Annotated in this window: 22 protein-coding genes; 9 read left to right on the forward strand and 13 right to left on the reverse strand. The window is 66.8% G+C overall.

The window, feature by feature from the left end:
- Positions 1 to 46: 46 nt before the first annotated feature.
- The 7 genes from AC07OK_RS23225 to AC07OK_RS23255 all read right to left on the reverse strand — a co-directional run bounded on the left by AC07OK_RS23225 (position 47) and on the right by AC07OK_RS23255 (position 12310).
- Positions 47 to 2356 (reverse strand): SUMF1/EgtB/PvdO family nonheme iron enzyme, encoded by a 2310-nt coding sequence (locus AC07OK_RS23225; RefSeq protein ID WP_494692508.1) that lies wholly within the window; start codon positions 2354 to 2356, stop codon positions 47 to 49.
- A 34-nt stretch (positions 2357 to 2390) separates the two neighbouring features.
- Positions 2391 to 4658 (reverse strand): hypothetical protein, encoded by a 2268-nt coding sequence (locus AC07OK_RS23230; RefSeq protein WP_494692509.1) that lies wholly within the window; start codon positions 4656 to 4658, stop codon positions 2391 to 2393.
- 100 nt (positions 4659 to 4758) lie between these two features.
- On the reverse strand, positions 4759 to 5880 hold the full coding sequence (locus AC07OK_RS23235) for a hypothetical protein (protein ID WP_494692510.1): 1122 nt from the start codon (positions 5878 to 5880) through the stop codon (positions 4759 to 4761).
- Between the two features lie 7 nt (positions 5881 to 5887).
- The gene (locus AC07OK_RS23240) at positions 5888 to 6955 is read right to left on the reverse strand and encodes a hypothetical protein (protein WP_494692511.1); all 1068 of its coding nucleotides are present in this window, start codon (positions 6953 to 6955) and stop codon (positions 5888 to 5890) included.
- Positions 6956 to 6958: 3 nt separating this feature from the next.
- Positions 6959 to 7546 carry a hypothetical protein gene (locus AC07OK_RS23245; protein WP_494692512.1) on the reverse strand — a complete coding sequence of 196 codons (588 nt, stop codon included), beginning with the start codon at positions 7544 to 7546 and terminating at the stop codon, positions 6959 to 6961.
- 11 nt (positions 7547 to 7557) lie between these two features.
- Positions 7558 to 8880 (reverse strand): hypothetical protein, encoded by a 1323-nt coding sequence (locus AC07OK_RS23250; protein WP_494692513.1) that lies wholly within the window; start codon positions 8878 to 8880, stop codon positions 7558 to 7560.
- A 100-nt stretch (positions 8881 to 8980) separates the two neighbouring features.
- On the reverse strand, positions 8981 to 12310 hold the full coding sequence (locus AC07OK_RS23255; protein ID WP_494692514.1) for a penicillin-binding transpeptidase domain-containing protein: 3330 nt from the start codon (positions 12308 to 12310) through the stop codon (positions 8981 to 8983).
- A gap of 213 nt (positions 12311 to 12523) precedes the next feature.
- Between AC07OK_RS23255 and AC07OK_RS23260 the strand changes: the two genes are divergently transcribed.
- The 3 genes from AC07OK_RS23260 to AC07OK_RS23270 all read left to right on the forward strand — a co-directional run bounded on the left by AC07OK_RS23260 (position 12524) and on the right by AC07OK_RS23270 (position 14486).
- Positions 12524 to 12787 (forward strand): hypothetical protein, encoded by a 264-nt coding sequence (locus AC07OK_RS23260; RefSeq protein WP_494692515.1) that lies wholly within the window; start codon positions 12524 to 12526, stop codon positions 12785 to 12787.
- Positions 12788 to 13038: 251 nt separating this feature from the next.
- Positions 13039 to 13782, forward strand: coding sequence for a hypothetical protein (locus tag AC07OK_RS23265; RefSeq protein WP_494692516.1), 744 nt, complete (start codon positions 13039 to 13041; stop codon positions 13780 to 13782).
- Positions 13782 to 14486, forward strand: coding sequence for a ribonuclease HI family protein (locus AC07OK_RS23270; protein ID WP_494692517.1), 705 nt, complete (start codon positions 13782 to 13784; stop codon positions 14484 to 14486). The genes AC07OK_RS23265 and AC07OK_RS23270 overlap by 1 nt, the downstream gene beginning before the upstream one ends.
- 3 nt (positions 14487 to 14489) lie before the next feature.
- Here the strand turns inward: AC07OK_RS23270 and AC07OK_RS23275 are convergent, their stop codons facing one another.
- The 3 genes from AC07OK_RS23275 to AC07OK_RS23285 all read right to left on the reverse strand — a co-directional run bounded on the left by AC07OK_RS23275 (position 14490) and on the right by AC07OK_RS23285 (position 17021).
- On the reverse strand, positions 14490 to 16121 hold the full coding sequence (locus AC07OK_RS23275; protein WP_494692518.1) for a methyl-accepting chemotaxis protein: 1632 nt from the start codon (positions 16119 to 16121) through the stop codon (positions 14490 to 14492).
- Positions 16121 to 16615: a chemotaxis protein CheW gene (locus tag AC07OK_RS23280; RefSeq protein ID WP_494692519.1), complete on the reverse strand. Its 495-nt coding sequence runs from the start codon at positions 16613 to 16615 to the stop codon at positions 16121 to 16123. The genes AC07OK_RS23275 and AC07OK_RS23280 overlap by 1 nt, the downstream gene beginning before the upstream one ends.
- 94 nt (positions 16616 to 16709) lie before the next feature.
- The gene (locus AC07OK_RS23285; protein WP_494692520.1) at positions 16710 to 17021 is read right to left on the reverse strand and encodes a hypothetical protein; all 312 of its coding nucleotides are present in this window, start codon (positions 17019 to 17021) and stop codon (positions 16710 to 16712) included.
- Between the two features lie 158 nt (positions 17022 to 17179).
- Between AC07OK_RS23285 and AC07OK_RS23290 the strand changes: the two genes are divergently transcribed.
- Genes AC07OK_RS23290 through AC07OK_RS23300 form a run of 3 tightly spaced genes read left to right on the forward strand, consistent with a single transcriptional unit; the run spans position 17180 to position 19929 of the window.
- A complete protein-coding gene (locus AC07OK_RS23290) occupies positions 17180 to 17839 on the forward strand; it encodes an HD domain-containing protein (protein WP_494692521.1) in 660 nt (219 codons plus the stop codon).
- A gap of 30 nt (positions 17840 to 17869) precedes the next feature.
- Positions 17870 to 19129, forward strand: a complete 1260-nt coding sequence (locus AC07OK_RS23295; protein WP_494692522.1) for a TCR/Tet family MFS transporter — start codon at positions 17870 to 17872, stop codon at positions 19127 to 19129.
- Positions 19126 to 19929 carry a substrate-binding periplasmic protein gene (locus AC07OK_RS23300; protein ID WP_494692523.1) on the forward strand — a complete coding sequence of 268 codons (804 nt, stop codon included), beginning with the start codon at positions 19126 to 19128 and terminating at the stop codon, positions 19927 to 19929. Before AC07OK_RS23295 ends, AC07OK_RS23300 begins: the two co-directional genes overlap by 4 nt.
- 24 nt (positions 19930 to 19953) lie before the next feature.
- Here the strand turns inward: AC07OK_RS23300 and AC07OK_RS23305 are convergent, their stop codons facing one another.
- Positions 19954 to 21867 carry a CocE/NonD family hydrolase gene (locus AC07OK_RS23305; RefSeq protein ID WP_494692524.1) on the reverse strand — a complete coding sequence of 638 codons (1914 nt, stop codon included), beginning with the start codon at positions 21865 to 21867 and terminating at the stop codon, positions 19954 to 19956.
- Positions 21868 to 21923: 56 nt separating this feature from the next.
- Complete coding sequence (locus AC07OK_RS23310) at positions 21924 to 22163, reverse strand: hypothetical protein (RefSeq protein WP_494692525.1); 240 nt, start codon at positions 22161 to 22163, stop codon at positions 21924 to 21926.
- 277 nt (positions 22164 to 22440) lie between these two features.
- Between AC07OK_RS23310 and trpS the strand changes: the two genes are divergently transcribed.
- The 3 genes from trpS to AC07OK_RS23325 are packed head-to-tail and all read left to right on the forward strand — an operon-like array spanning position 22441 to position 24778.
- Positions 22441 to 23493, forward strand: a complete 1053-nt coding sequence (trpS, locus tag AC07OK_RS23315; protein WP_494692526.1) for a tryptophan--tRNA ligase — start codon at positions 22441 to 22443, stop codon at positions 23491 to 23493.
- A gap of 5 nt (positions 23494 to 23498) precedes the next feature.
- On the forward strand, positions 23499 to 23807 hold the full coding sequence (locus tag AC07OK_RS23320) for a DUF1294 domain-containing protein (RefSeq protein WP_494692527.1): 309 nt from the start codon (positions 23499 to 23501) through the stop codon (positions 23805 to 23807).
- A gap of 11 nt (positions 23808 to 23818) precedes the next feature.
- Positions 23819 to 24778, forward strand: coding sequence for a DMT family transporter (locus tag AC07OK_RS23325; RefSeq protein ID WP_494692528.1), 960 nt, complete (start codon positions 23819 to 23821; stop codon positions 24776 to 24778).
- A 9-nt stretch (positions 24779 to 24787) separates the two neighbouring features.
- Here AC07OK_RS23325 and AC07OK_RS23330 read toward each other — a convergent pair whose 3' ends face one another.
- The gene (locus AC07OK_RS23330; protein WP_494692529.1) at positions 24788 to 25417 is read right to left on the reverse strand and encodes an FMN-binding negative transcriptional regulator; all 630 of its coding nucleotides are present in this window, start codon (positions 25415 to 25417) and stop codon (positions 24788 to 24790) included.
- Positions 25418 to 25419: the final 2 nt, after the last annotated feature.

Consider the following 25419-nt stretch of genomic DNA (forward strand, 5'->3'; position numbering starts at 1 on the left):
CCTGGTGTTTTGAAGAAGGCAGCATTATACCAGTTCTTACCTGAAGTTAGACCAACTTTCGCGCCACCCGGAAGCCGACGATATCGTTGGCGAGCACCGCGGAAAAGCCGTTGCGCACCGACGAACGCAGATAGCGCGGGTTGTACAGCCACGAGCCGCCACGCAGCACGCGCCGCACCTGGTCGCCGCCCTCTTCCCACGCGCTGCCGTCGACCGGCGCGCCGGCGTAGTTATCGTGCACCACGTCCTGGGTCCACTCCCACACATTGCCGTGCATGTCGAACAGGCCCCACGGGTTGGGCTGGAACGTGCCGGCCTTGTTGGTCCCCTGCAGATAGGCGCCGCGCAGGCTGCCGTTGTAGGTGTAATGGCCGTCGTAGTTGGCCTGCTCGGTGGTGATGGCGTCGCCGAAGCTGAAGGCGGTCTTGGTGCCGGCGCGGCAGGCGTATTCCCATTCCGCCTCGCTCGGCAGCCGGTAAGTCTGGCCGGTTTGCCCGGATAGCCAGCGCACATACAGCTGCGCATCGACCCAGCTGACGCCGACCACCGGATGCTCGTCGGTCTGCGCGAAGCCGGGTGCGCGCCAGTCGGTATCGGATTGCGATTCCCAGCCGGTGGCGCGCACGAACTGCCGCCATTGTCCGACCGTGACGGGAGAACGCCCCATCGCGAACGAATGCTCGATGCCGACCCAGTGCTGCGGCGTTTCGCGCTCCAGCCAGTTTTTCTGCGCGCCGGCCTTGATCGCCGCCGCCTGCTCATGCTCGTGTGAGCCCATCTGGAAACGGCCGGTGGGTATCAGCACCAGATCGGGGCCAACGCCGGTGCCGTCGACAAAGCGGTCACGCAGCACGCCGTTGGCGTCGGCGACCGGGCTGCCCGCCGTCGGCATCAGCGCGGCCAGTTCGGCGGCGTTGCGTTCGGCCTGCTGCTTGCGGTGGCGCTCCTGCTCGGAGCGATACGCCGCTTCGGCCTTCAGTTGCGCGGCTTTTCGTTGCTGCTCCTCGCGTTCCTCGCGTGCCTGCTTGGCGTCGGCGTCGCGGCGCGCCTGCAATTGCTCGCGCAAGGCCTGCTTGCGTGCCAGCGCCGCGGCTTCGGCTTCGGCGCGCTGCTTTGCCTCCAGCGCGCGGCGTTGCTGGTCCAGCTTCACTTTTTCTGCCGCCGCAGCCTGGGCTTCGGCCTGGCGCCGGGCGGCCAGTTCCGCCGCCAGGGCCTGTCGCTTCAGGTCGGCGGCGCGCGCATGTTCCGCCTGTGCCGCCTTGGCCTCGGCGTGCGCCGTTTGCTCGGACTGGCGCTGCTGCTCGCGCTCCCGCGCCTGGCGGGCCTGGGCGGCCAACTCTTCTTCGCTCGGACCGTCGGCGCGGCGCAGCTCCGCCAGCAGCTCGCTGACCGAGGCCGGGCGGCGCTCCTGCGCGTAGGCGAAGCCGTTTTGCAGCACCTTCCACTGCGCCGGATTGAGCCCCTGCGGCGGCGACGGATGGAAGTCGGCCGGACGCATATCGTCAAACGGCATGCGGCCTTCCAGCAGCTGGTAGATCATCACGGCGACGGCATAGACATCCAGCCTGGGCGAAGGCTGGCGTTGGTGGGTACCCGCCTCCGGCGCGCGGTAGCCGACGGTGCCGGCATTGGGCGTCTGCAAACCGAGGCTGCTGCCGGCGCTGCGCGCGCGCGAGGCGATGCCGAAGTCCAGCAGCTTGATCTCGCCGCGCTGGGTCAGGAACACGTTGCCGGGCTTGAGGTCGCGGTGCACCAGCTTGTGTTTGTCCCAGGCGTATTGCAAGGCGTCGCCCACAGGCGTCAGCAGGCGGTAGATGGCTTCCATCGGCAGCGGGCCTTGCGCGGCCAGGTAGGCGTCGAGGTCCTGGCCTTCCAGGTATTCCATGATGATGAAATAGCTGGAGGTGGCCGGGTCCTGCGCCCACTCATAGACGCGGACGATGTTTTCATGCGCCAGCTTGCGCGCCTGCGTCGCTTCCTCGATCAGCAGCTTGGCGTGGGTGGCGCTTTGGGTCAGCTGCGGCGGCAGGATCTTCAAGGCCACCATGTCGCTGTGGCCCAGTTCCGCGTGGGTGGCCAGGTCGGTCGCCTGCCACACCTGGCCCATGCCGCCCATGCCGATCAGGCGCTCCAACCGGTAGCGGCGGTTCTGCGGGCCGATCTCCTGGCTGGACATCAACCCAAGCTCGGTGCCCTGTCGTACCGCCGGCGGCGCAGCCGTGACGCTGCCTCCCGGCGGCGCGTATTCCGCATCCAGGATGGCGTTCTTGCGGCGGTCGAACTCCTGCAAGCTCAGTAGACCGTCATCATGTAAGGCCCGCAGTTCGCGGATCTTGTCTCTTGCTGTTTGCATCATTAAACGAAGTGTAACCGTTCCTGCATAAAGCTGTTTAAGCTAAAGGCACGCCGCATTGGGCGCAGAATTTATCCAAAGGGTGGCCGGCCCGCGTCGGATGGCCGTTGGCGCAGTAGCGCGCCGGCGCGGGCACGGGAGCGGCGGCGCCGGCCTGCGCCACGCCGATGCCCAGCTGGCTCTGCGTGGTCAACGCACTGGCGCTGGCCGTGTTCTGAACGTTCAGCAGGTCGAGCTGGTGGCGGCGGTCCTTGTCCATTTCCGTGTCGCGGTGCGCGCGCTCTTCCAGCACCCGCTCATGCGCCAGCTGCGCCGCTTCGGCCGGGGTCACGCCGTGTTCGGCCGCCACCACCTGCGCCAATGCCTGGATCTGCTCGGCCGTCATGCCGCCCTGGATCTGCATCTTCATGATCTGCTTGAGCGCTTCGGCGTTCGGCGCGGCGGCGGTGGCCACCTTGCCGGTATCGCTCAAACGGCCGATGGTTTCGATGCGCGTGAGCTCATGCGATTGCTGCGCCAGCAGCACATCGTACTCGCCCTTCCAGCGCGCGAACTTTTCGTCGCGGTCATGCTCCAGCTTTTTCAGTTCGCGCTGCCATTGCGCTTCCTGCTCCTTCTGCTTGAGGATCTGGCGCTGCTCATCCACTTCCAGCTGATCCAGCATCGCCTGCTTGTTGACGGCGAGGTTCTGGCGCTGATGCACGCCGTCCGCCTCGATGGTGCGCAGCAGCTTTTCATACTGGACCACCGAATCTGCCTGCGCGCCGGCGCGCTTGAGTTCTTCGATTTTCTGGTTGATCTCGGCCACCTGCACGGCGTTGGCCGCGTCCTTGACGGCGTCGCCGCGCAGCAGTTCGCGCTGGCGGGCCAGTTGCAGCTGGTCTTCCCATTCCTGCACGCGCTCGGCCTCCCTGCGGCGCGCGGCGCTGGCCAGGGTCAGGCCCTGGATGCGCTCATTGTGGCCTTCGGCCTCGATGTGCAGCTCACGCTCTTTCTCGGCCTTCTCGCGCTGGCGCAGCGCGGCCAGTTCACTGCGGCGATGCGACTCGTCCTCGATCAGCAAGGCCTGCGCCATCTGGTTCTCGATGGCTTGCTGGCGCAGCTGGTGCGACAGGCGCTGCTGCGCCAACTGACGTTGTTCGGCGGCCGTCTGTTGCAGCACTTCGAGCTCGGTGCGCATCTTGATCTGGGCCAGATGCCGCACATGCTCCCAGTCCGCCTGCTCGCCGGCACGGTGGGATTTGTTTTTCGCCAGCTCATGCTCCAGATCGGCCAGCACGGTGCCGGCGCCTTTGTCGATGGCGACCTTGCGGGTCTTCGATTCCATCACGCGGCTGTACAAGTCCACTTCGCGCGCGCGCAGCGCCTGCATGCGCTCGGACTCCTTGAACGTCAGCTCGGCCTTGTTGACGCCCGCGTCCTGGCGCAGCTCGGCGCGGCGCAGGTCGGAGCGCATCTTTTGTTCTTCGCGCCAGATGGCCTGCCATTCCTCTTCGTCGTAGATCTGGTCCAGCTGCTTGACGTGCTCCAGCTGCACATGGCGCTCGTCCGCCACCAGCCACAGGGTGCCGATGCGTTCGCGGTTGTGGTCGAATTTATCGTGCCGCAGCGCGACGGTCTCCACGCGATCGACCGCCAGCCCGTAGCCGGCCAGGCGCAGCTTCAATGCGGCTTGCAGGCGCTCGTCCAGTTGCAGGCGCAGCTCGGCGTTGTGCGCCATGTCGCGCATCGAGCGGCTGCCGATGAATTCCGCCGCCACCTGATGCACCGAGGGGCCCAGCAAGTCCTGCAAATGCTGCGTGCTGACGGTGCCGGGAACGGTCATGAAGTGCTGGGCGAAAGCAGGCACGTTCTCGATGCGGATGGCGACCGTGAAGCGGGCCGCCACCTTCAGGTGCTCCGCCGTTTGCAGGTCGCCGAACGAAAACTCCACCGGCAGCGCGGCGCTGCGGGTGATGAGGATTTCGGCGTTCTGGTTGCGCAGCAGGTGGTTCAGGCGGGTGAAGAAGCCTTCGATCTCATATTCGCCCTGCGGCACCTCGGTGGCCTTGTCGGCTTGCAGGATGTAGGCGCGCGAGGTGGCCGGCACGCGCAGCGTTTTGGTGAAGATGCCGGACAAGGCGCTCACGCCGAAGTACACGGCCAGTTCGTCGTCGCCTGGAATCCAGCGGTTATCGCGCAGCACAGGCTCGCTGCGCGGCGCGCCCAAGGTCAAGCCGCAGTGCTTGCAGTAGCCCGACTGGTCGTCGTTTTTGTGCTCGCAACGCGGGCATTTTACGCCGCCAAAACCAAACATTTGGAACATGTCAGACTCCTTCTTCGATTCGTCTTCCGGGCCGCCCTGCCATCCGCCGATTTTAGCAGGGCACGCCCATTTTTCATTCTGCGCACGATACTGTGCCGCTTCAAATCATGCCGATCCGGTCGATACAGGCCAGGCTGGCGCCTTTTTGACGCAGCTCGACTGCGTAGCCGGCCGGCAGTTCATCCTGCCAGGCCTTGGGCAGCAGCACCCGATCGCCCGCGGCCGCTTGCATAAGTATCAATTCCAGCTTGGGCTCGCGGCCTTCGACGGTGTCGACCCGGCCGGCATGCCAGGCGCTGGAGCAGCCGGTGGCGATGATGCGGCCGCGCGGCAGGAACTCGCGCCCGCGCGCAAGACGGTCGGCCATCACCAGCGCCAGTTGGTACGATCCGCCCTGGAAGCGCGGCTGGTCGAAACGCACCACGCTGCGCCAGCGGCCCAGGCCCTTGCCATCGAAATGGCGGGCGGCGGCCAGCGTCTGACGGACTTCCAACTGGGCGCTCGCGTCCAGGCCTGGCGCGGCGATGGTGTCCTCCTCTGTCGCCGATGCAGGATGGTGGGTGGCGCTGGCCGATACACCCTCCGCTTCTGCGCCGCTTTCGATGGCGAAGACGCTGACCTCCACCCACGCCAGGCTGTCATTGACGCCGCCGCTGTGCAGCGGGAACCAGGCGCGCACGGTGGAGACGCCGGCCGACGGATCGGCATGGCCGCTTAGCGCGCCAAGATGGGTGATGTGCAGCGCCCGCGCCGGACCATCGTTGGCTGCGCCGCCGGCGATGATGCTGTCGGCGGGGCCGATCTGCGGATGATCCGCCATAGCGGCGACGGAAGCGGCGCCCTGGACGCGGCCCAGGTGCCAGGCGTCCGACCAGCCTTGGGCGAACTGGCGGCCGGCCTGCGCAGCTTGGAACAAGCCGCGCACCATGCGGTCCGCCAACACTGCTGCCAGTTCCCAGTCGCGGTCTGCGGCGCCGGGCGCCACGTCCATGCTGAGGACGACCTGGTCGCGGCTGTCGAGCCACACTTCGGTATGGCGGGCAAGGCGAACCACTTCCTGCATCCGTTCGGCGATGGCCGGCGCGCCGGCGACGCTGCATTTGACCTCGGCGCGGTTGGCGCGCGGGCGGCGGCTGGCGGTGATCGTCAGGATGCGGCCGTCGGCCAGTATGCTGCGGCATTCGGCGTTGGTGGGCACGGTGGTGGCGGAAATCGTGGTCATAGCGTGGTCATAGCGATGGTTCCGTGCGGGGCGCATGCGGGGCGCGGCGGAAGGCCAGGCCGGTTTCCAGGTTGGCGCAGATGCGGTCTGCCTCCTCCAGCAGTGCCGGCCATTGCGCATGGCCGGCGCGCTGGAAGCGGGCCAACAACGCCCAGGCTTCGTCCAGCGCTTGTATCGCGACCAGGGTCTGGCCGGTGCGTCGGACCTGTTCTGCATACGCCAATGGCTGGTCCGGTGCCGTCCAGGCCAGCGACGGCATGGTGTTGACGTTCAGCGCGGCCATGCCGAGTCGTAGCAACAGGGCCTGGTGCTGCTGGAAGATCAACGAGCCTTCAGGCAGGACGAGCAAGCGCAGGTCGCGGCTCAGGGCCGGCAGTTCAAGGAACAGGCGGCGCAGGCCAAATGCATCTTGCCAGGCGACAGGCGCTGCGGCGGCGGAAGGCGCCACGGAGACGGGCGGCGGCACCGGCGGCATATCGGCAGCAGTTACGACGGCAGCTTTGGCGGCGCGGACCGTCAACACGTCGGCGTAGTCGACTTGGTCGCCCAAGTCGACCGGCACACAGTCGTCCACCGTTACACCGAAGCGCGTGTACAACAGCTGATTGAGGCCGGCGCGGAAGGCATGCCACTCCTCCAGCGTAGTGCACGGCGGCAGGTCCAGTGCGCCCTGCGCCAGCTCCGTTTGCAGCGCCGCCTGGACCGATGTGCGGAACGCCTCCAACTCCAGCCGTTCCGCCATCTCGCTGTACAAATACAAATCGAAACGCTGCTGCGTCACGCGCGGGTTGGCGACATCGACGACAAAGCGCAGCCGCAGCCCCCATTCCGGCGCCGCCGCGAACGGCGCCAGGTGCACCGTGTACGGTCCCGGATGGAAGCACAGCGCCAACTCGCCCGCCTCGCAGGCCACCTTGCCGGCGACCGCGCGGCGCGCATGGCCGCCTGCGTTGAAGACCACGACGGTGCTATGTACCGGCGCAAAGTCCCCCGCATCGAGCCTCAGCGCGATCAGGTTGACTCCCAGTCCGTCGGTGTCGACGGCTGGCTTGCGGCGCCGGGTAAATATGCCCATGGCCTAAGGCGCCACCGGTTCGACAGCAAAACCTGCGCCGTACATCTGGAAGTGGCGCGCCGGCGGGGTGGCGAAAGGCCAACTGCACTCGTATTCGCCGTCGGCGTCCAGGCGGCCTTGCAAGACGATCGCGCCGCCGCCGTCGATCACGCGCACCATCACACGCTCGCGCAACAGGCGCGCGGCGAACGGCGCTTCCGCCGACAAGCTCAGGATCACTTGCCAACCCTCGCCTTGCGGGAGGAAGTGCAGCGTCCAGCAGCTGTCGTCGGTGACCAGCGCGTCCAGCATCGCTGCGCTGGCGGCCGCGCGCAGCATGCCGCAGCTGCCACCCCACACCGGATCGTTGGCGGCCTGCCGTACCTGCGCCTGCGCGGCCGCGTGCCGCTCCAGCGACAATTGACGGAAGCGGCGCAGCGTCAAAGGCGACGCCGACAAGGCCTGTCGTTCGTTCGGCGTCAACACCCGGCTGCCGTCCAATGCCGCCAGCAGCGTGGCGTCGGCCAGCATCAGGCGGTCACCCGGCACGGCGCGGGCCAGCAGCGCGCGCTCTCGCAGCCGTGCGTCTTGCTCATCTTGTGCTGATGTCAACTCGTTCTCCTTCATTTCGCCGACGCGGTGTTGGCCGCATTCAGCTTGTCGATCGCTTCGTTGCGGCGCTTGCGCAGCGTCGGCATCGAAATCTGGTCCAGCGCCGCCAACTGCAGCAAGGTCGGCAGCTCGCCGGTGGCCGGGTCGAGCCAGGCGTCCGGGTAGGTATCGTCGGCGGCGCCCAGCAGTTTCTGGTACACGGCGAGGCGGATCGGCAGCGACTCGCTGCTCAAAACGCGCAACGCCCAGCTGCCGGCTTCCTGCGCCGCCCGCGCCAATTCCAGATAGCGGGGGGGCAGGGAAAGCGTGCCGGCCAATGCCTGTTCGGCCGCCAGGTCGTGCACCTCGAATTCATCTGGCGGCCCGGCAGTGGCGTCGCCCTCCTCCGCTTCGTCCGCAAGGCCGGAGTCTTCATCCGCCACCGGTTCGGGCAGGATGCGATCCTCGCCTTGCGGGGCGTTCTGGTCGGACTCGCCGAGCACGCGCCAGTAGTCTTCCAGCCACAGCGCCGCTTCGCCCGCATCGCCTTGCCAGTCGTCGGCGCGATCCATATTGGCTGACAGTTCTTCATAATCGCCGATCTCCGCCAGCATCGCCGCGATCTTCTCAGGGCTATTTTTCAGGCTGGCGAAGCGTTTGGATTTGGTGTGCAGCGGTCCCGGCGAGCCGGCGTAGCGCTCCTGCGACGCGCTCCAGCGGATGATCCACTCGGCCCTGCAGCCGCTGATGGACTTCATTTGCCGCACCTCGATCGGGCTGCCGTCCAGCGGACGGCCCAGTATGTCGCCCACCCGCGCCGCGTGCTGCCGCCAGTCCGCGAACAGGCCGGCGATCTCGCGGTAGGCGGTATCGAGCATGCGATAGGTGTAGATTTTGTTGGGCGAGCAGTCGCGCCCCGTGGTGACGATGTAGTTGTCGGCGTCGACCTTGTCGCGCAGGCCGGCGTACATATCGTTGACCTTCTTGCGCATCACGCCCTCGGCGGCGGCATCGAGCCAGAAGGCGCCGCTGCGGCCATGTTCGGCGGCGACGGCGGCGACAAACGCCAGCCAGAACGCCGGCTGCGCCTGCAATTCGAACATCAGGCTAAGCGACAGTTCATAGACACTGTCGCCGTAGCTGTTGCCCTCGGCCTCGGCGCGCGCCGAGCGGGCGCCCGCGCGCAGCACTGCGGCTACCGCATCGGTATAGCTGTCGAGCAGCGTTGCATGCTGCCCGGGGTCGAGCAGCTGGTGCATCTCAAGCCGGCGGAACGCCTGCAACGAGCAGTGTCCCAACAGCTTGCGCACTTGTTCCCAGCCGTGCTCCTGATACCGGGTTCCTGGCAAGCGCATACAGTCCTGTCAATAAGAGAAAAACGAAAATGAGCGCGCTATGGCGGACGCCTCGAAATCATGCCACAAAAGCCGCGATTTCATTGTCCCGTTTACAAGCCTATTTCCCCTTCTGTTCGCGGTTCTGGGCCGCCAGCGTGGACAGCACCGCCGCCAGCACCGGCGCCGCATGCTCGCCGCCGGTGGCGTTGGAGTGGCTGACGAAGGCCGCCATCGCCAGCCGGTGCGTCTGGCCGGGCAAAGTGCCCGGTTCCAGCCAGCCGGTGAACCAGACGGTGGCCGTGTCGTCGCCGGTGGGCGCGGTGCCGGTTTTGCCGTACAGGCCGGGACGCACGCCGGCCAGCGCGGCGCCGCCGAACGCGCCGGCGCCGGTGCCGACATCGACCACGCCTTTCATGCCGGCCCGGATGCGGTCGAGGCGGATGCCGACCGGCTTCATCTCCGGCACGGTGCTGTCGGCGCCGCCCAATGCGAGCAGCATGCGCGGCGCCACCACCTTGCCCTGTCCGACCGCCGCCGCGGCCAGCGCCATTTGCAACGGTGTGACCTGCATGCGCAAGCCGATCGCCATCTGCCGCAGCTCGTGCCGAGTGTGGATAGGATCGATATGCGCCGGCGTCGCTTGCAGCGCATCCCAGCTGCGCCAGTTGAAATCGGCCGGCAGCAAGCCGCCGTCCAGGCGCAGCGTTTGCTCGAAGCCCAAGCGGTGCGCGGCGGCGACGATGGGGCGCACCGCATCGAGCGCGTTGGCGTCCAGCGCCTGCAGGTCGGGGGCGCCGCCGTCGGCGCGGCCGAACAGGCTATGGTCGCTCAATTCGCTGGACCAGGCGAACCAGGTATTGAGGCTGTAGGTCAGCGCCTGCGCCAGTCCCAGGCGGCCTTCCTGCGCGCGCCGGTCCAGGCTTTGCTCGTGGTAGTTGGTGATGTGGGCCAGGCGCGGATTGAGCGGGTAGCTGGCGGCGTCGGTCTGGAAGCCGAAGCCGCGCTGCTGCGCCAGGCGGTTGATGGCGGGCAGCGGCATGCCGGTCAGCAGCGCGTCGATCTGCGGATCGTTCTGCGCCGCCAGCTCCAGACCCAGCGCGCTGACCACCTTGAACGTCGAGCCGGGACTCTGGTGCGCGCCGCCGTCGTGCTGCAGGGCCGGCAGGCGCAGCGGGCTGCGCGCGGGGCTGGTGCGGTCGAAATCGCGCACCTCGGCCCAGTTGGCGGCGCTGACTTCGCCCGCGCCGGCGCCGGCGGCGGCCAGCACGTCGCCGGTCTCGGTATCGAGGATGACCAGGCCGGCGTGGCGGCCATCCGCCGCAGCCTGGGCGCCGCTGCAGGCCTTTCCATCCCAACGGCCGCGATGCATGCCGACGCACTCCAGCACGCGCTGGCTCAAGGCCTGCAAGGGCAGGTCCAGCGTCAGGCGCGCGCCGACCGCCGCGCCGGATGCGCGCGAGACCGTGGCAGCCGATACCGGCAGGCGGGCCAGCATGCCGGCCACGCTGTTGGCCTGGTCGCCGCTCACGCCCAGCAGGGGCGCCAGGCCGGCCTCGATGGCGGACTGCGTCGGCGCGCCGTCGGCCCAGAGCAGCGTGCCGTTGCGGTCTTCCAGCTGCACCGGCGACGGTGCGGCTGGTCGTGGCAGGCCAGGCGTGCCGTCGCCGCCGCCGGGCGACAGCGCCTGCCATACCAGGCGGCCGCCGGCGACACGCAGGTGGCGGTATTTTTGATCCTCCGGCGCGCTGAAATCCAGCGGTTGCGCCGTCAGCTGCACGTTGTGCGCGCCCGCTTGCAGCGTCAGCGTGACCTGCTGGACATCCGTGCTGCTGGCACACGCGCGGCCGGTGCAGGCGGGCGCCAGCTGCGCACTGGCGCCAACGCTGCCGGTGACGCGGCCGGCCAGCAGCACCTGCATCACTTCGCCGCCAGCCGCGGCGCGCGGCAGTGCGAGCTTGAGCCGCACGACAGGGCGAACGCCCTGCCCTTCAACTGCTTGCGGCCAGCGCGCCACGCGGGTCCACGGCTGCCATCCTTGCGGCAGCGATGCGAACAGGCGCGAGACGGCGACCGGCATCTGACTGGTGGTGGCCACCATCGTCGGTGCGCTGCCGGATGCCGAGTCGCTGCCGGTGCTGGCGCTCCAGTCCAGCGCCACGCCCGCCGGTGCCTTGACGCGCCAGGCCAGCAGGCGGCGTTCGCTATTGTAGATGTCGATCTGCTGGCGGACGTAGGCGCCGTCGGCCTGGTAGTACAGACGTTTGAACAGTTTGTGCGTGGCGGCGCCGGATTTGACCTGCTTCCAGTTGTCCAATTCCGCGACCCGTTCGGCGGCGCCAGCGGCCTGCCATTGCGGCAGGTCGCGCGGCGCCAGTTCGATCGCGCCGGCGGCGTTCAACCGCACCAGTCCCTGGTCTTGCAGTTCGTTGAACAGCGATTGGTCTTCCAGCGCCATTGGTGCGGCGGCCGGCACCTGATACGCGCCTGGCGCGAGATTGGTGCTGACCGCCCTGCCGCGCGCGGGGAAGGCGACCACCAACGCGCTGGCCGGCACACTGGTGTCAGCTGCGTCGTCCGGCGCCAGGCGATACATCTGCACCACCAGTTCTCCCGCCTGCGGGCACATGGCGTTGGCGCGCCGTTCGATGCGCAGCGCCGAGGCGGCGCCCCACAGCAGCCATCCTTGCTGGCGCAGCGCCACCTGGCCGCTGGCGCCCTGCTCGACCTGGCCGAAGCTGGCGTCGCTGATCCAGCGCGCGCCGGCCTGCGCGCTGCGCCAACTCAGTTGCAGCGGCTCGCTCAGCGGATCGGTGAAATCCGCGCGGGCAGTGCCTTCGATCTGGATTTCCGGGATCGCGGCGGCGCCGGCACCGTTGTCGGCCACCAGCAATACGTTGCGCAGCGAGATCTGGAGGTTCGATTCTTCATTGCGCTTAACCCAGCGCTTGACGTCGTCGAAGCGGTAGCCGAGCCGCAGCGGCAGCAGGCGGGCGTCGGTGGGGCTGCGCATCTGGCTGCACAGGTCCACGCGCACCGCTGGAGCGGCTTGCATGCCGGATGCCACCAGCAAGACGCCGCCGGGTTGGATGCTGGTGCTCAGGCCCGCCTGCGCCGGCACGGTGAAGGCGGCGCCGGGCAGCACGGATTGATAAGCATAGGCGGCGCGCACGCTGTTGACGGCCTGCGGCGTGCTGACCGTCGCGGCGGCCAGGTGTCGCGCATGGCCGGCGATCAGCGCGCCCCCGCCCGCCACCACGCACACGCCGCCAACGGCGATCCACATGGCGCGCTGGCGCCCGAGCGGCTGTGCCCCGCTCGTCGCGGGTGTCGACGGCACCAGCCGCATCGATGAGAAGCCACGTGCTCCGGCGCGCAGGTTGGCCTGCCGGCGGCGCGCGCGGCGGCGTTCGGCCCAGGCTTGCAGGATGGTGGTGATGAATCGCGGCATAAGCCCCTCACGCTGGTGGACGGTATCTGCCCAGCCTTAGCGGAGGGGCGGCGAAAACGCGCAGTCCGTGGTCGAAAAGCTATCGCCTTGTCGCGCCTATCTGCATTTCGGGACGCAAAAAGCGCGGCTCGTCGCAATCCCGTGGCGGCTGGACAGGCCTTTGCATAAAGTGAGCACATCGAAACACACTTTTAACCACCGAAAGGAAGCAAAATGAACGTCCTGAAAAACTTCGAAGCCCTGTTTGTCGTGACCCTGGGCCTGGCCTGCGCCGCCAACTACGTCCTCGACGAAACCACCGCAGCCCCAGCGCCGGCTCCAGCACTGGCCAGCTACACCGCGCCGGCCGCCGCCAAGGACATGCAGGTGATCGTCGTCAGCGCCAAGCGCCTGACCGCCGACCAGAAAAAACAGTCGCTGATCGACGAGAGCAAATCCGTGCTGGCCGCAGACACCACCGCAGCGAGCAAAATTTGAAGGCCCGTAATCCCTTCGCCTGTACGCGCCGCCGAAACGCCGCGTAACAGGCGAAGCCTTTAGCAGCCTCGCTCCGTTCCTTCTTGGTCCGCCAGCACCCGCCCCGCCGTAGTCCTCTCTGTGCGCCACCGCACACACCACCACACCTTTGTGTCAGATGTAAAAAGTTGCATCATCGGGAGTCATCCCTGGCGCTGCTTGCTATAGTTCGTTCAAGCGTTGCACGAAAACGCGCAAACGGAGAACACATCATGATCAAACGCTCGCACACCATTTACGCTGCCGCCATGCTCGCGTTGAGCGCAGCCGCATTCGCTCCAGCCATCGCGTCCGCGCAAGTCGGCGTCAGCGTCGTGATCGGCAATGCGCCGCCGCCTCCACGGTTTGAAAGCCTGCCGGCGCCGCGCCAAGGCTACGTCTGGGCGCCTGGCTATTGGAATTGGGACGGCTATCGCCACGTGTGGCTGGCCGGCCGCTGGGAAACGGAACGCAACGGCGCGCAGTATCGCCGCGCCGAATGGATACGCGACGGCGGCAACTGGCGCCTCGATCCGGGCGGCTGGGTCACCGTCGGCCCGGCCCCGGTGCAGGTTGACTATGTGACCGTCGCACCGCCGCCGCCGCGCTATGAACGGATGCCGCCGCCGCGCTACGGCTACGTCTGGGCGCCGGGCTACTGGGACTGGCGCGGCCACCGCCATGAATGGATAGGCGGCAGCTGGGTCGCCGAGCGTCCGGGCTACATCTATGCCCAACCGCGCTGGGTGCAACGCGATGGCCGCTGGCTGCGCGAGGAAGCGCGTTGGGACCGCGGACCGAACGGCGACCGCGATCATGACGGCATCCCGAACCGCTACGACCGTCACGACAACCGGGACCACGGCCGCGGCGACAAGGACCACGACGGCATACCTAACCGCTATGACCACGATCGCGACGGCGACGGTGTGCCTAACCGCCATGACCGCCATCCAGACAACCCGCGCCGCGATTGATGAACGACGCTGATTTCGAAGTATTGGCCACGGCCGCCTACAAGGGCGAGCGCGTGGCCGCTCGTCGTCTGGCGGCGCGTACACAAGTGAGCGAAGCGCAGGCCTTGCATCAGGTGCTGACGCAGGTGGCGGGCGTACAGGGTTTAGCGCCACTGCTGGCCGAACGCAGCGCCTTGCGCCTGCGCGACCAGGAACTGCGTTCGGCAAAGTTGGCGGAGAAGGCGCGCCAGCTGGAACAGCGCGCGGCGCGCATGCGGCCGGCCACTGACGGCTGGCGTGGGTGGTTCGACGGTTCGGCGCATCCCAATCCGGGACAGATCGGCATCGGCGCGCTGCTGTGCGGGCCGGAGGACGAGCGGGTGGAAATCAGCCGCCGCGCCGGATATGGCAACAGCGGCGAGGCGGAATACCTGGCGCTGACGGCCTTGCTGGAAGCGGCCGTCAGCCTGGGCGCGGCCGGGCTGGTGGTGCACGGGGACAGCCAGGTGGTGGTCAACGATGTGAATCTGAGTGCGCAGGCGGTGGCTGCCGGCCGTGGCGCCAAGGGACTGGAAGAACATCGCCAGCGCGTGCTGGAGTTGATGGCGCCGCTGGGAGAGGTCAGCCTGCGCTGGGTGCCGCGCCACCGCAACGGCGACGCGGACCGCTTGTCGCAACAGGCGATCGACAGATCGCCCGGCGACAGTAGCGACGAACAGCAGTGATAACTAAGCGCGGCTGGTCAGGCGCAGCGCCGGGCGCGCCGCTGTGGTGCGCGCAGCCGTGCCGCGCGGACGCGAAGACGACGCCAAACCCTCCACCTTGAACACGCTGACCGCCTGCGCCAGCGCCGCTGCCTGCTGCTGCATCGATTCCGCCGCGGCGGCGGCCTGTTCGACCAGCGCGGCGTTCTGCTGCGTCACGCCATCCATCGCGCCGATGGCCTGATACACCTCGTTGATGCCGGCGCTCTGCTCAGTGCTGGCCGCCGTGATCTCGGTGATGATGTCGCTGACGCGATGCACGCTGCTGACAATTTCATCCATCGTCAAGCCGGCATCGGCCACCAGCTTGCTGCCCTGGTTGACCTTGTCGACCGAGTCGCCGATCAGCGTCTTGATCTCCTTGGCCGCCGACGCCGAGCGCTGCGCCAGGTTGCGCACTTCCGTCGCCACGACCGCGAAACCGCGTCCCTGCTCGCCGGCGCGCGCCGCTTCCACGGCGGCGTTCAGCGCCAGGATGTTGGTCTGGAAGGCGATGCCGTCGATGACCGCGATGATGTCGACGATCTTGCGCGATGACTGGTTGATCGAATCCATCGTGTCCACCACCTGCGACACCACCATGCCGCCCTTGACCGCCACCTGCGCGGCCGATGCGGCCAGCTGGTTGGCCTGGCGCGCGTTGTCGGCGTTGTGCTTGACGGTCGACGTCAGTTCTTCCATCGACGACGCGGTTTCCTCCAGCGCGCCGGCCTGCTGCTCGGTGCGGCGCGACAGATCCTGGTTGCCCGCCGCGATCTCGCTCGACGAGGTGGTGATATGGTCGGTGCCGCTGCGTACCTCGGTGACGATGCCCAGCAGGCTGGCGTTCATCTCCTTCAACGCGGACAGCAGCTGGCCGGTTTCATCGCGGGCGCTGTCGTCGATATGGCCGGTCAGGTCGCCGCCGGCGACGCGGCGCGCGGCCGTCACCGCCACTTGCAGCGGGCCGGTGATGCCGGTGGTCAGCAGCCAGGAACTGACGGCGCCGAAGGCCAGCACCAGCGCGGCCAGCAGGTACAGCAGCTTGCGGCTGCTGGCCGCCACTTCATCGATATGGACGGCGGTGGCGTCGATTTTCGCGCGCTGCATTTTCAGCAGTTCCTGCATCAGCGCCTGGTAGCTGGTGGAGCCGGGACGGAACACGTTGGCGAAGACCTTCTCGGCTTCTTCCAGTTCGCCGGCGCCTTTCAGCTTGGCCACCTGGTCGCGCGACGACAGATAGATCTTGCGCTGCTCGCCGATGCGGCCGAACAGTTCCTTCTCGTCGGCGTCGACGATCAGCGCTTCCACTTTCTTTTGATATTCCGCCGAGATGGCCGACGAAGCTTTCGATTCTTCGGCGAAGAAGGCGCCCAGCGACGGATCGCTGCTGCGGGCGATGGCGGTGGTGCGGCGGATAGCGCTATCAATCTTGCTTGACCAGTCGGAGATCATGCGCTCCTTGGCCAGCGGCACCTGCATCATCTCGCGCGTGGCCGTGGCCACGCCCTGCAGGCGCCAGACGCTGATCGCGGTGATCAACATGGCAAACGCCAGGATGATGCCAAAGCCCAGCGCCAGGCGCTTGCCGATACTGATATTGGTCAGCATCGTCATCACGCGGCCAGCGCGGTGTTTTCGACCAGGCCCATGTCGGCGCTGGACATCAGCTTGTCGATATCGATCAGGATCAGCATGCGCTCGTCTAGCGTGCCCAGGCCGACGATGTGGTCGGTGTTGATGGCCGAGCCGATTTCCGGCGCCGGCTTGACTTGTTCGGGCAACAGCGTGGTGACGTCGGAGACGCGGTCCACCACCATGCCGACCACGCGGTGGCCGATGTTGAGGATGATGACGACGGTGAACTGGTCGTACGACGGCGTGCCCAGGTTGAACTTGATGCGCATGTCGACGATCGGCACGATCAGGCCGCGCAGATTGACCACGCCCTTGACGAAATCGGGGGCGTTGGCGATGCGGGTCGGGCTTTCGTAGCTGCGGATCTCGGCGACTTTTTGGATGTCAATGCCGTACTCTTCCTGGCCCAGCGTGAAGGCCAAGTACTCGCCGGCGGGGGTCGTTGCGTGCAGTTCGCTTACATTACCAGACATGGGGTTTTCCTTCATTGCCAAAATGATTGACGGCAATGTTACCTCAAGTCAAGTAAAGACGCAGTAAATAAATGCACTAGAGAAACAAATAAGCCTAGCGCAGCTTCCACCTGGGTTTTTCCACCAGCTGGGAGGCCGGTGCCGGCAAGGCGCGCAGCACGGTGATGGCGACGGCGCGCGGATTCGGCGCCAGCGGTTCCGGCTTGGCGGGCTCGGCATCCGCGGCGGTGCGCCTGGCCGACCAGGACGTGGCGCTGGCGGCCGGGTTCGGGCGCGCGCCGGCCGGGCGGAAGTCCTCCCCCCTAAGCTGGAAATAGGGCGCCACGGTCGGCGTGTCGTCCAGCGCCAGCGCGCAGTCGCAGACCAGGGCCAACAAGATCGGTGCAAGCGCCAGGAAGTTACGCATCAAAGTGCCTGTCATTATCAAATATGGTTGCATTTTGCACAATCTCATCGTACTTGGCAAGCAAACAATTATTAATCGCCGTCCGCATACCCTGCACAAGGGCTGAATCAGGCTGTATGATCTGAAAAACCAAACGCCGAAGACATCACGGGAGAACAATGAACAGCTTGCTGAACAGCTGGCACCCGCGCCTGGTCCGCCTGGCCAGCGCCGCCGCCGGAGTCGACGGAGCGCACGATAACAACCACCTGCACCGGGTCTGGCGCAACGCCACCCTGCTGCTGGACGATTATCCCGAGGCCGACGCGCTGGTCGTGCTGGCCGGCTGTTATCTGCACGACCTGGTCAACCTGCCCAAGAACGATCCCGAGCGCCACCTCGCCTCGCGCAAGGCGGCGCTGCTGGCCAGCCGCCAGCTGGCCGAACTCGATTTCCCGCCCAATAAACTGGCCGCCGTCGCGCATGCGATCGAGAGCCACAGTTTTTCCGCCGCCATCCGCGCCGAGACCATCGAGGCCAAGATCGTGCAGGACGCCGACCGCCTCGACGCGCTCGGCGCGGTGGGCCTGGCGCGGCTGTTCTACACGGCCGGCCGCATGGGCACCGCGCTGGCGCACGCCGACGATCCGATGGCGCTGCACCGCGAGCTCGATGAAAAAGCCTATGCGCTCGACCATATCGACACCAAGCTGGCCACCCTGCCCGGCAAGATGCAGACGGCCGCCGGACGGCGCCTGGCGCAAAACCGCCTCAACGAGCTGACCGCCTTCCGCGACAGCTTCATCGCCGAGTGGGCCGCCAGCCCGGCGGCGCCCTGACCTCGCCCTGACTCACTTCTTGCCGATCACATGACCCCACCCGATACCGCCACCACCATCCTGCCGGCCGCCGCGCCGGCGGCCAACCTGAACTTCATCCTGATCTGCGTGTTCATCGATATGCTGGGCATCGGCCTGATCGTGCCGGTGCTGCCGATGCTGATCGGCGAGTTTGCCGGCTCGCGCGAAAACCAGACCCACTGGTTCGGCATCATGAGCGCGGTGTTCGGCCTGATGCAGTTCATCTTCATGCCGATGCTGGGCGCCGTCAGCGACCGTATCGGCCGCCGGCCGGTGCTGCTGTATTCGATGGCCGGCATGTGCATCAACTTCCTGTCGACGGCGTGGGCGCCCAACCTGGCCTGCCTGTTCATCGGCCGCGTGGTGGGCGGCATGTCGTCGGCCAGCATGTCGGTGGCCTCGGCCTACGCGTCCGACGTGTCGACGCCGGACAACCGCGCCAAGAGCTTCGGCAAGGTCGGCGCCGCGTTCGGCCTGGGCTTCATCTGCGGCCCCATGCTCGGCGGCCTGCTGGGCAACGTCAACCTGCACCTGCCGTTCTATGTGGCGGGCGCGCTGTCGGCCGCCAATTTCGTCTACGGCTATTTCGTGGTGCCGGAATCACTGCCGGCGGAGCGCCGTTCGGCCTTCAGCCTGGCCAAGATCAATCCCCTGTCCGCCCTGTCCAAGCTGGCGCGCCGCACCGACATCCGCGGCCTGGTGGTGACGTTCGCGCTGGTCACCTGCGCGCAGATGATGCTGCAAACGACCTGGGTGCTGTACACCAACTTCCGCTTCGACTGGACGCCGGGGCAGAACGGCGCGGCGATGTTCTGCGTCGGCCTGATGGCGGCCGTGGTGCAGGCCGGCCTGCTGGGCATCCTGATCAAGCGCTTCGGCGAAGTGCGCCTGTCGCTGCTGGGCATGTGCTCGGGCGGCATCACCTACCTGATGTACGGCCTGGCCACGCAGGGCTGGATGATGTATGTGCTCATCATCTGCAACGTGCTGTCGTTCGCGGTCGGTCCCGCGCTGCAGGGCATCATCTCGAAATCCACGCCGCCCAACGAACAGGGGGAATTGATGGGCTCTTTGCAATCGATCTCCAGTCTGGGGGTGATCTTCATGCCGCTGCTGGGCACCGCCATCCTGGCGGAAGTGGGCCACCTGCCCGCCAACGACTGGCGCATCGGCAGCACCTTCTACCTGTGCGCGGTGATGCAGGCGCTGGCCATCCTGGTGGCGCAGCGCTTCTTCCGCCAGCACCACATGCAGGCCGCCAAACCATGAGCGGGCGCGGTATCGCCATGCTGCTGGCGGCCGGCGCGATGCAGGCCGGCGCCGCCGCCGAGTGCTCGCGCGATATCGCCGTGCCGGTATCGGCCAGCGGCGCCAGCGTCCTGGTCGAGGGGACCAACATCGGCGGCATCTATCCCGACCTGCTGCGCAACATGGGCGCAAAAAACGGCTGCAACTTCGTCTTCACCCTGGTGCCGCGCGCGCGCCAGGTGGCCATGTTCAAGGACGGCAAGGCGGACCTGCTGGTGCCGGCCTCGCGCACGCCGTCGCGCGACCTGCTCGGCGCCTTCGTGCCGATGATAGGCCATCGCGCCATGCTGATCTCCGTGGCGAGCCAGCGGGCGCCGATCACCAGCGCGAAGAACTTGCTGGAACGGCGCGAGCTGCGCGTGGCGGTGGTGCGCGGCTTCGACTATGGGGAACAATATATGGCGCTGGTCAACGAGCTGGCCAAGCAAGGCCGCCTGTTCACCGAGGTCGACGTGGTGGCGGTGGCGCGCCTGCTCAACGCCGGCTCGGCCGACGTCACCATCATGGGGCCGACGCTGATGGCCGGCGCGATCCGGCGCGACCAGCGCATCAACGGCATGCAGGAGAAGCTGCGCATGGAGGCCATACCGGAACTGCCCTGGCACGAGAGCGGCGCCTACGTGTCGCGCGCGCTCAAGCCGGAAGACCAGCGGGCGCTGGTCGACATGCTGGAAAAGATAGGCAAGTCGAACCAGGTGATGGACGGCTACCGCCACTACTTCCACGCGGACGTGCTGACCGACAGCGTGCGTCCGCGCTAGGCTAAACGGTTTATTCCGTTTAGCTTATTTCCCCTCCACCACCGGCAGCTCCAGCGCGCTGCTCTCGGCGCCGGCGTGGAACACGCGCAGCGTCGCCTTCTTGTAGTCGGCCGGCTTGGCGTAGAAGATGTTCTGCACGTAGGTTTGCGGGTTGCGGTCGTACAGCGGGAACCAGCTGGACTGGATCTGCACCATCACCCGATGGCCCGGCAGGAACACGTGGTTGGCGTTCGGCAGCGCGAAGCGGTATTTCTCCACCGCGCCCGGCGTGATCGGCGACGGCTGCTCGAAACTGTTGCGGTAGCGGCCGCGGAAGATGTCCATCGCGATGCCCAGCTGGTAGCCGCCCAGCTCCGGCTGCGACGGCACCTCGTCCGGGTAGACGTCGATCAGCTTGACCACCCAGTCGGTGTCGGTGCCGGTGGTCGAGGCGTACAGGTTGACCATGGCGGCGCCGGCGATTTGCAGGCGCGCCTTGAGCGGCTCGGTGACGTAGCTCAGCACATCGGTGCGGTCGGACACGCCGCGCTGGTCGCTGACCAGCCACGGGCGCCACACGTTCGCATCGTTCATGTGCACCGGGCGCGGCACGAACGGCACCGGCTTGGCCGGGTCGGACACGTATTCGTCGTAGCCGGCGCCTGGTTGCGGCGCGTCGAAATCGAGCTTGAAGTCCGGCTTCAGGTAGATCGGCTTGAGCGGCGCCGGGCAGCCGGCTTCGCAGGCCAGCGGCCAGCGCGGCAAACGCTGCCAGCGATTGACGCCGGTCTGGTAGAACAGCACCGGCGGCGTGTCGGCGGCCGGCGCGCCGTCCTTCAGGTATTGGTCGAGGAAAGGCTGCATCACGTCGCGGCGGAATTCCAGCGCGGTGTCGCCGGTGAACTTGAACGCCCCCAGGCCGGAGCCCTCGTAATTGACGCCGCTGTGGCGCCACGGCCCCACCACCAGGAAGTTCTTGTTGTTGGCCGTGTCCTGCGGCTCCACCGCCGAGTAGAAGGCGTAGGCGCCGTAGATGTCTTCCTGGTCCCAGTAGCCAACCACGGTCATGGTCGGCACCTTCATCTGGCGCTTGGCCAGGATCTTGTCCAGCGCCTGCTGCTGCCAGTAGCCGTCGTAGGCGGGATGCTCGAACAGCTTGCGGGTGAAGTTCAGTTGATCCAGGCCGAACTGCTTGGCGTAATCGGCCGTGGAGCCGCCGCGCAGCGCGCCTTCGTAGTCGTCGTAGACGCCGGTGGCCAGGGTCTTGCCGCTGCCCTTGGCGGCGGTCTGGCCGGCGATGTAGCTCAGGTTGGGCAGGCGGAAGGCGCCGTTGTGGAACCAGTCGTCGCCGCGCCAGCCGTCGACCATGGGGCTCATCGGCACCGCGACCTTGAGCGCCGGGTGCGGATCGACCAGCGCCATCAGCACCGTGAAGCCTTCGTAGGACGAGCCTATCATGCCGACGTTGCCGTTGCTTTCGGGGGTGTTCTTGACCAGCCAGTCGATGGTGTCCCAGGCGTCGGTGGAGTGGTCGGTGCGCGTGTTGTTGAGCGCGCCCTTGACCGGGCGGGTCATCACGTACTCGCCTTCGGAGCCGTATTTGCCGCGCACGTCCTGGTAGACGCGGATGTAGCCGTTCTCCATCATCACTTCGTCGCCCTGGCCGACGGTGGCCAGCACGCTGGGGCTGACGTTGCGCTGGGCGCGGCCGCTGGCGTTGTAGGGCGTGCGGCTGAGCACCATCGGCGCGCGGACGGCCCCCTTGGGGATGACGAGCACGGTGTGCAGCTTGACGCCGTCGCGCATCGGGATCATGACCTCGCGCTTGACGTAGTCGGCGTTGGGGACGGCGGTGTCGAACTTGGCGGGGATGTCGGGCGCCATCGGCGGGGTGGACGTTTGCGCCGTTGCGGCGGAGACCATCAGGGTGGAAAGCACTGCAACTGCAAGTACGCGCATATCGGCTCCGGTAAGGGGTATTGCTCAGGATCGGCAATACTACCTTATCGTTTAGATTAATGCATGAGCTTAAAGAGCACGGCGGTGAGCCCGGTCTGGACGACGATCACGCCAACCATCCACTGTATCAATTCGGACTTGAGCTGCGCCAGGCGCATGTCGAGATAGTTCTTCGTCACCAGATGACTATCGATGAGCTGAAACATGGCCGAGGCCAGCGCCTTGGCCTGCTTCTCCGGCATGCCACCTTCAGTCAGAGTATCCATAAATGCGACAGAATCGAAGTTATCAGGCATTTTAGTCTCCTTTGGGTTGGACCGCGAGTAATCAATCTAGTTCCGATTTCCCCGTCGTGCCTTGTGGCGCCGCACACCTTGACAGACCGGCGCTGAGCTGCAACCATACGCGCATGAAATTTTTTACTACACTTCACGCCTGCCTGATTTGGCGCCGCTCCTAGCGCGCGGCCACTGTCTACCCATAGTGATGTGATATTTTTATCAACGCCGCCCTTATCTGGTGGCGTTTTTTATATTCGTCGCGCCGGACCGGGGCAACGTAAAGGAACCCCTGATGAGCCTGACCGAACAATCCGACGTAATCGCCACCGCGCCAGCCGCGTCCAAAGGCCCGACCGTGATCCTGACCGGCGACCGCCCGACCGGACCGCTGCATCTCGGCCACTTCGTCGGCAGCCTGCGCAACCGCGTCGCCTATCAGCACGAATACAAGCAGTTCATCATGCTGGCCGACGCCCAGGCCCTGACCGACAATATGGACGACACCAACAAGGTGCACCGCAACGTGGTCGAAGTGGCGCTGGACTATCTGGCGGTCGGCATCGATCCGGCCAAGTCGACCATCCTGATCCAGTCGCAGATCCCGGAACTGGCCGAGCTGACCTTCTACTACCTGAACCTGGTGACCGTGGCGCGCCTGGAGCGCAACCCGACCGTCAAGACCGAGATCGCGCTGCGCGGCTTCGAGCGCGACATCCCGGCCGGCTTCCTGACCTACCCGGCCTCGCAGGCGGCCGACATCTCGGCATTTAAGGCCTCCATCGTGCCGGTCGGCGACGACCAGATCCCGATGATCGAGCAGACCAACGAGATCGTGCGCCGCTTCAACCGCCTGGTCAACCGGGACATCCTGGTCGAGTGCAAGGCGCTGGTGCCGGAAATCGGCCGCCTGCCGGGCACCGACGGCAAGGCCAAGATGAGCAAGTCGCTGGGCAACACGATCAACCTGGGCGCCACCGCGGCCGAGATCACCGCCGCCGTGAAAAAGGTTTATACCGATCCGCTGCACCTGCGCGTGGAAGATCCTGGCCACCTGGAGGGCAACGTCGCCTTCATCTACCTGGACGCCTTCGATCCCGAGCAGGACAAGCTGGCCGAAATGAAGGCCCACTATGTGCGCGGCGGCCTGGGCGACTCGATCGTCAAGAAGCGCCTGGAACTGGTGCTGCAGGAGATGCTGGCGCCGATCCGCGCCCGCCGCGAAGCGCTGGCGCAGGACAAGGGCTACATCATGCAGATGCTGAAGGAAGGCACGCTGCATGCGCGCGAAGTGGCGGCGCGCACCGCCGACGAAGTCAAGGCCGCCCTCGGCCTGAGCTACTTCTGACCCCGGTGACGGCGGACGCCCTGCCCTCGCAGCTTGCGCTGCTGTGGCTGGCGGCGGTGTACGGCGTCGCCAGCATCTTCTGCTTCATCGCCTACGCGGCCGACAAGTCGGCCGCCATCAAGGGCCGCCGGCGCACGCCGGAAAGCACGCTGCTGCTGTGGGGCCTGGCCTGCGGCTGGCCCGGCGGCCTGCTGGCGCAGCGCTGGCTGCGCCACAAGACGGTCAAGACTTCGTTCCAGGTCGCCTACTGGTGCAGCGTGGCGCTGAACCTGTCCGCGCTGGCCGCCGTGTGGTGGCTGTGCACAATCTACTGAGGAGTTCGACCATGTGGCATGGCGTGATATGCGGTTTGCTGGCGGGCGCCATGTGGGGCATGGTGTTCATCGTGCCGGAATTGCTGACGGCGTTCACGCCGCTGGAGATGGCTTGCGGGCGCTACATCGCCTACGGCCTGATCGCCGGCGCGCTGATGGCGCGCCGCCTGCCCGCGCTGCTGCGCCGCCTCGACCGCGGCGATGTGGTCGCGATGGTCAAGCATGCGCTGGCCGGCAACATCGTCTACTACATGCTGCTTGCGCTGGGCGTCAAGTTCGCCGGCGTGGCGGCCACTTCGCTGATCATCGGCGTGCTGCCGATTTCGGTCACGCTGGTCGGCCAGAAGGACTACGGCTCGGTGCCGCTCAAGCAGCTGATGCTGCCGCTGCTGCTGGTGGCGGCCGGCATCGCCTGCATCAATATCGACGTCTTCACCCACGACAGCGGCAACGGCGCGCCGCTGGCCGACAAGATTCTCGGCGTGCTGTGCGCGGCCGGCGCGCTGCTGTGCTGGACCTGGTATTCGGTGGACAATGCGCGCTACCTGAAACGCAATCCGCATTTCAGCAGCGGCGAGTGGTCGGCCCTGTACGGCCTGTCGAGCGGCCTGATCGCGCTGGCGATCGCGCTGGCCGGGCTGGCGCTGTTCCATGCCGACGTGACCGGCGCCGGCGCCGTGGCCAGCGGCCGCGATTGGACGCTGTTCTGGATCGTCAATGCGCTGCTGGCTCTGGGCGCGTCGGTGATCGGCAACCACCTGTGGAATATCGCCAGCCGCAAGGTGCCGCTGACCTTGTCCGGCCAGCTGATCCTGTTCGAGACCCTGTTCGCGCTGCTGTATGGCTGCATCTACAAGCAGCAGCTGCCGCGCGGGCTGGAGATCGCCGCCATGCTGCTGCTGGTGGCCGGCGTGACCTGGTCGATGCGCGTGCACGCGCTGGACGACGCCAGCGAGGCGCACGCCGGCTAGTCCGGCCGCTTACTCCGGCTTGAGGCGTTGCGCCACCAGCTCGGCCATCGCGGCGTCCTGCAAGCCGGCCACCACGCCGCGCTGGTCGGCGCCGCTGCGGTTCTGGCTGACCTTCCATTTGCCCACCAGGCTGTCGATCGGGATCTCGATGCCGACGATGGCCTTCATCGTCGCGGCCATGAAATCGATGGGCGCGTCGTCCAGTTCCCACGGCTGCGGCAGGCCGCTTTCGTGCTTGTTGGTCAGGTGGTCCAGCAGGCGGCGCAGCCAGAACGGATCGTCCACCGCCCGCCCCACGCCGCGCGCCTGCACCATCGCGTAGTTCCAGGTCGGCACCACCTTGTGCGTGCTGCGCTTGGTTTCATACCAGCTCGGGCTGATGTAGGCTTCCGGCCCCTGGAACACCACCAGGCATTGCGCCCCCGCTTCCAGCTTTTGCCACAGCGGATTGGCACGCGCCACGTGGGCGCGCAACACGCCCAGGCCGCTGCTGCCCTCGTCGGCGTACAGCATGAAGGGCAGCAGGTCGGCGCTGACGCCGTCGGCATCGACGACGATCAGCGTGGCCAGGGGATAGGCGTGCATCAGGCCATGGCGGACTTCAAGGCGGTCTTCGGCAAACGCGGGTTGCAGGTACATGG

The organism is Duganella sp. GW821-FHT07G03, assembly GCF_059418605.1.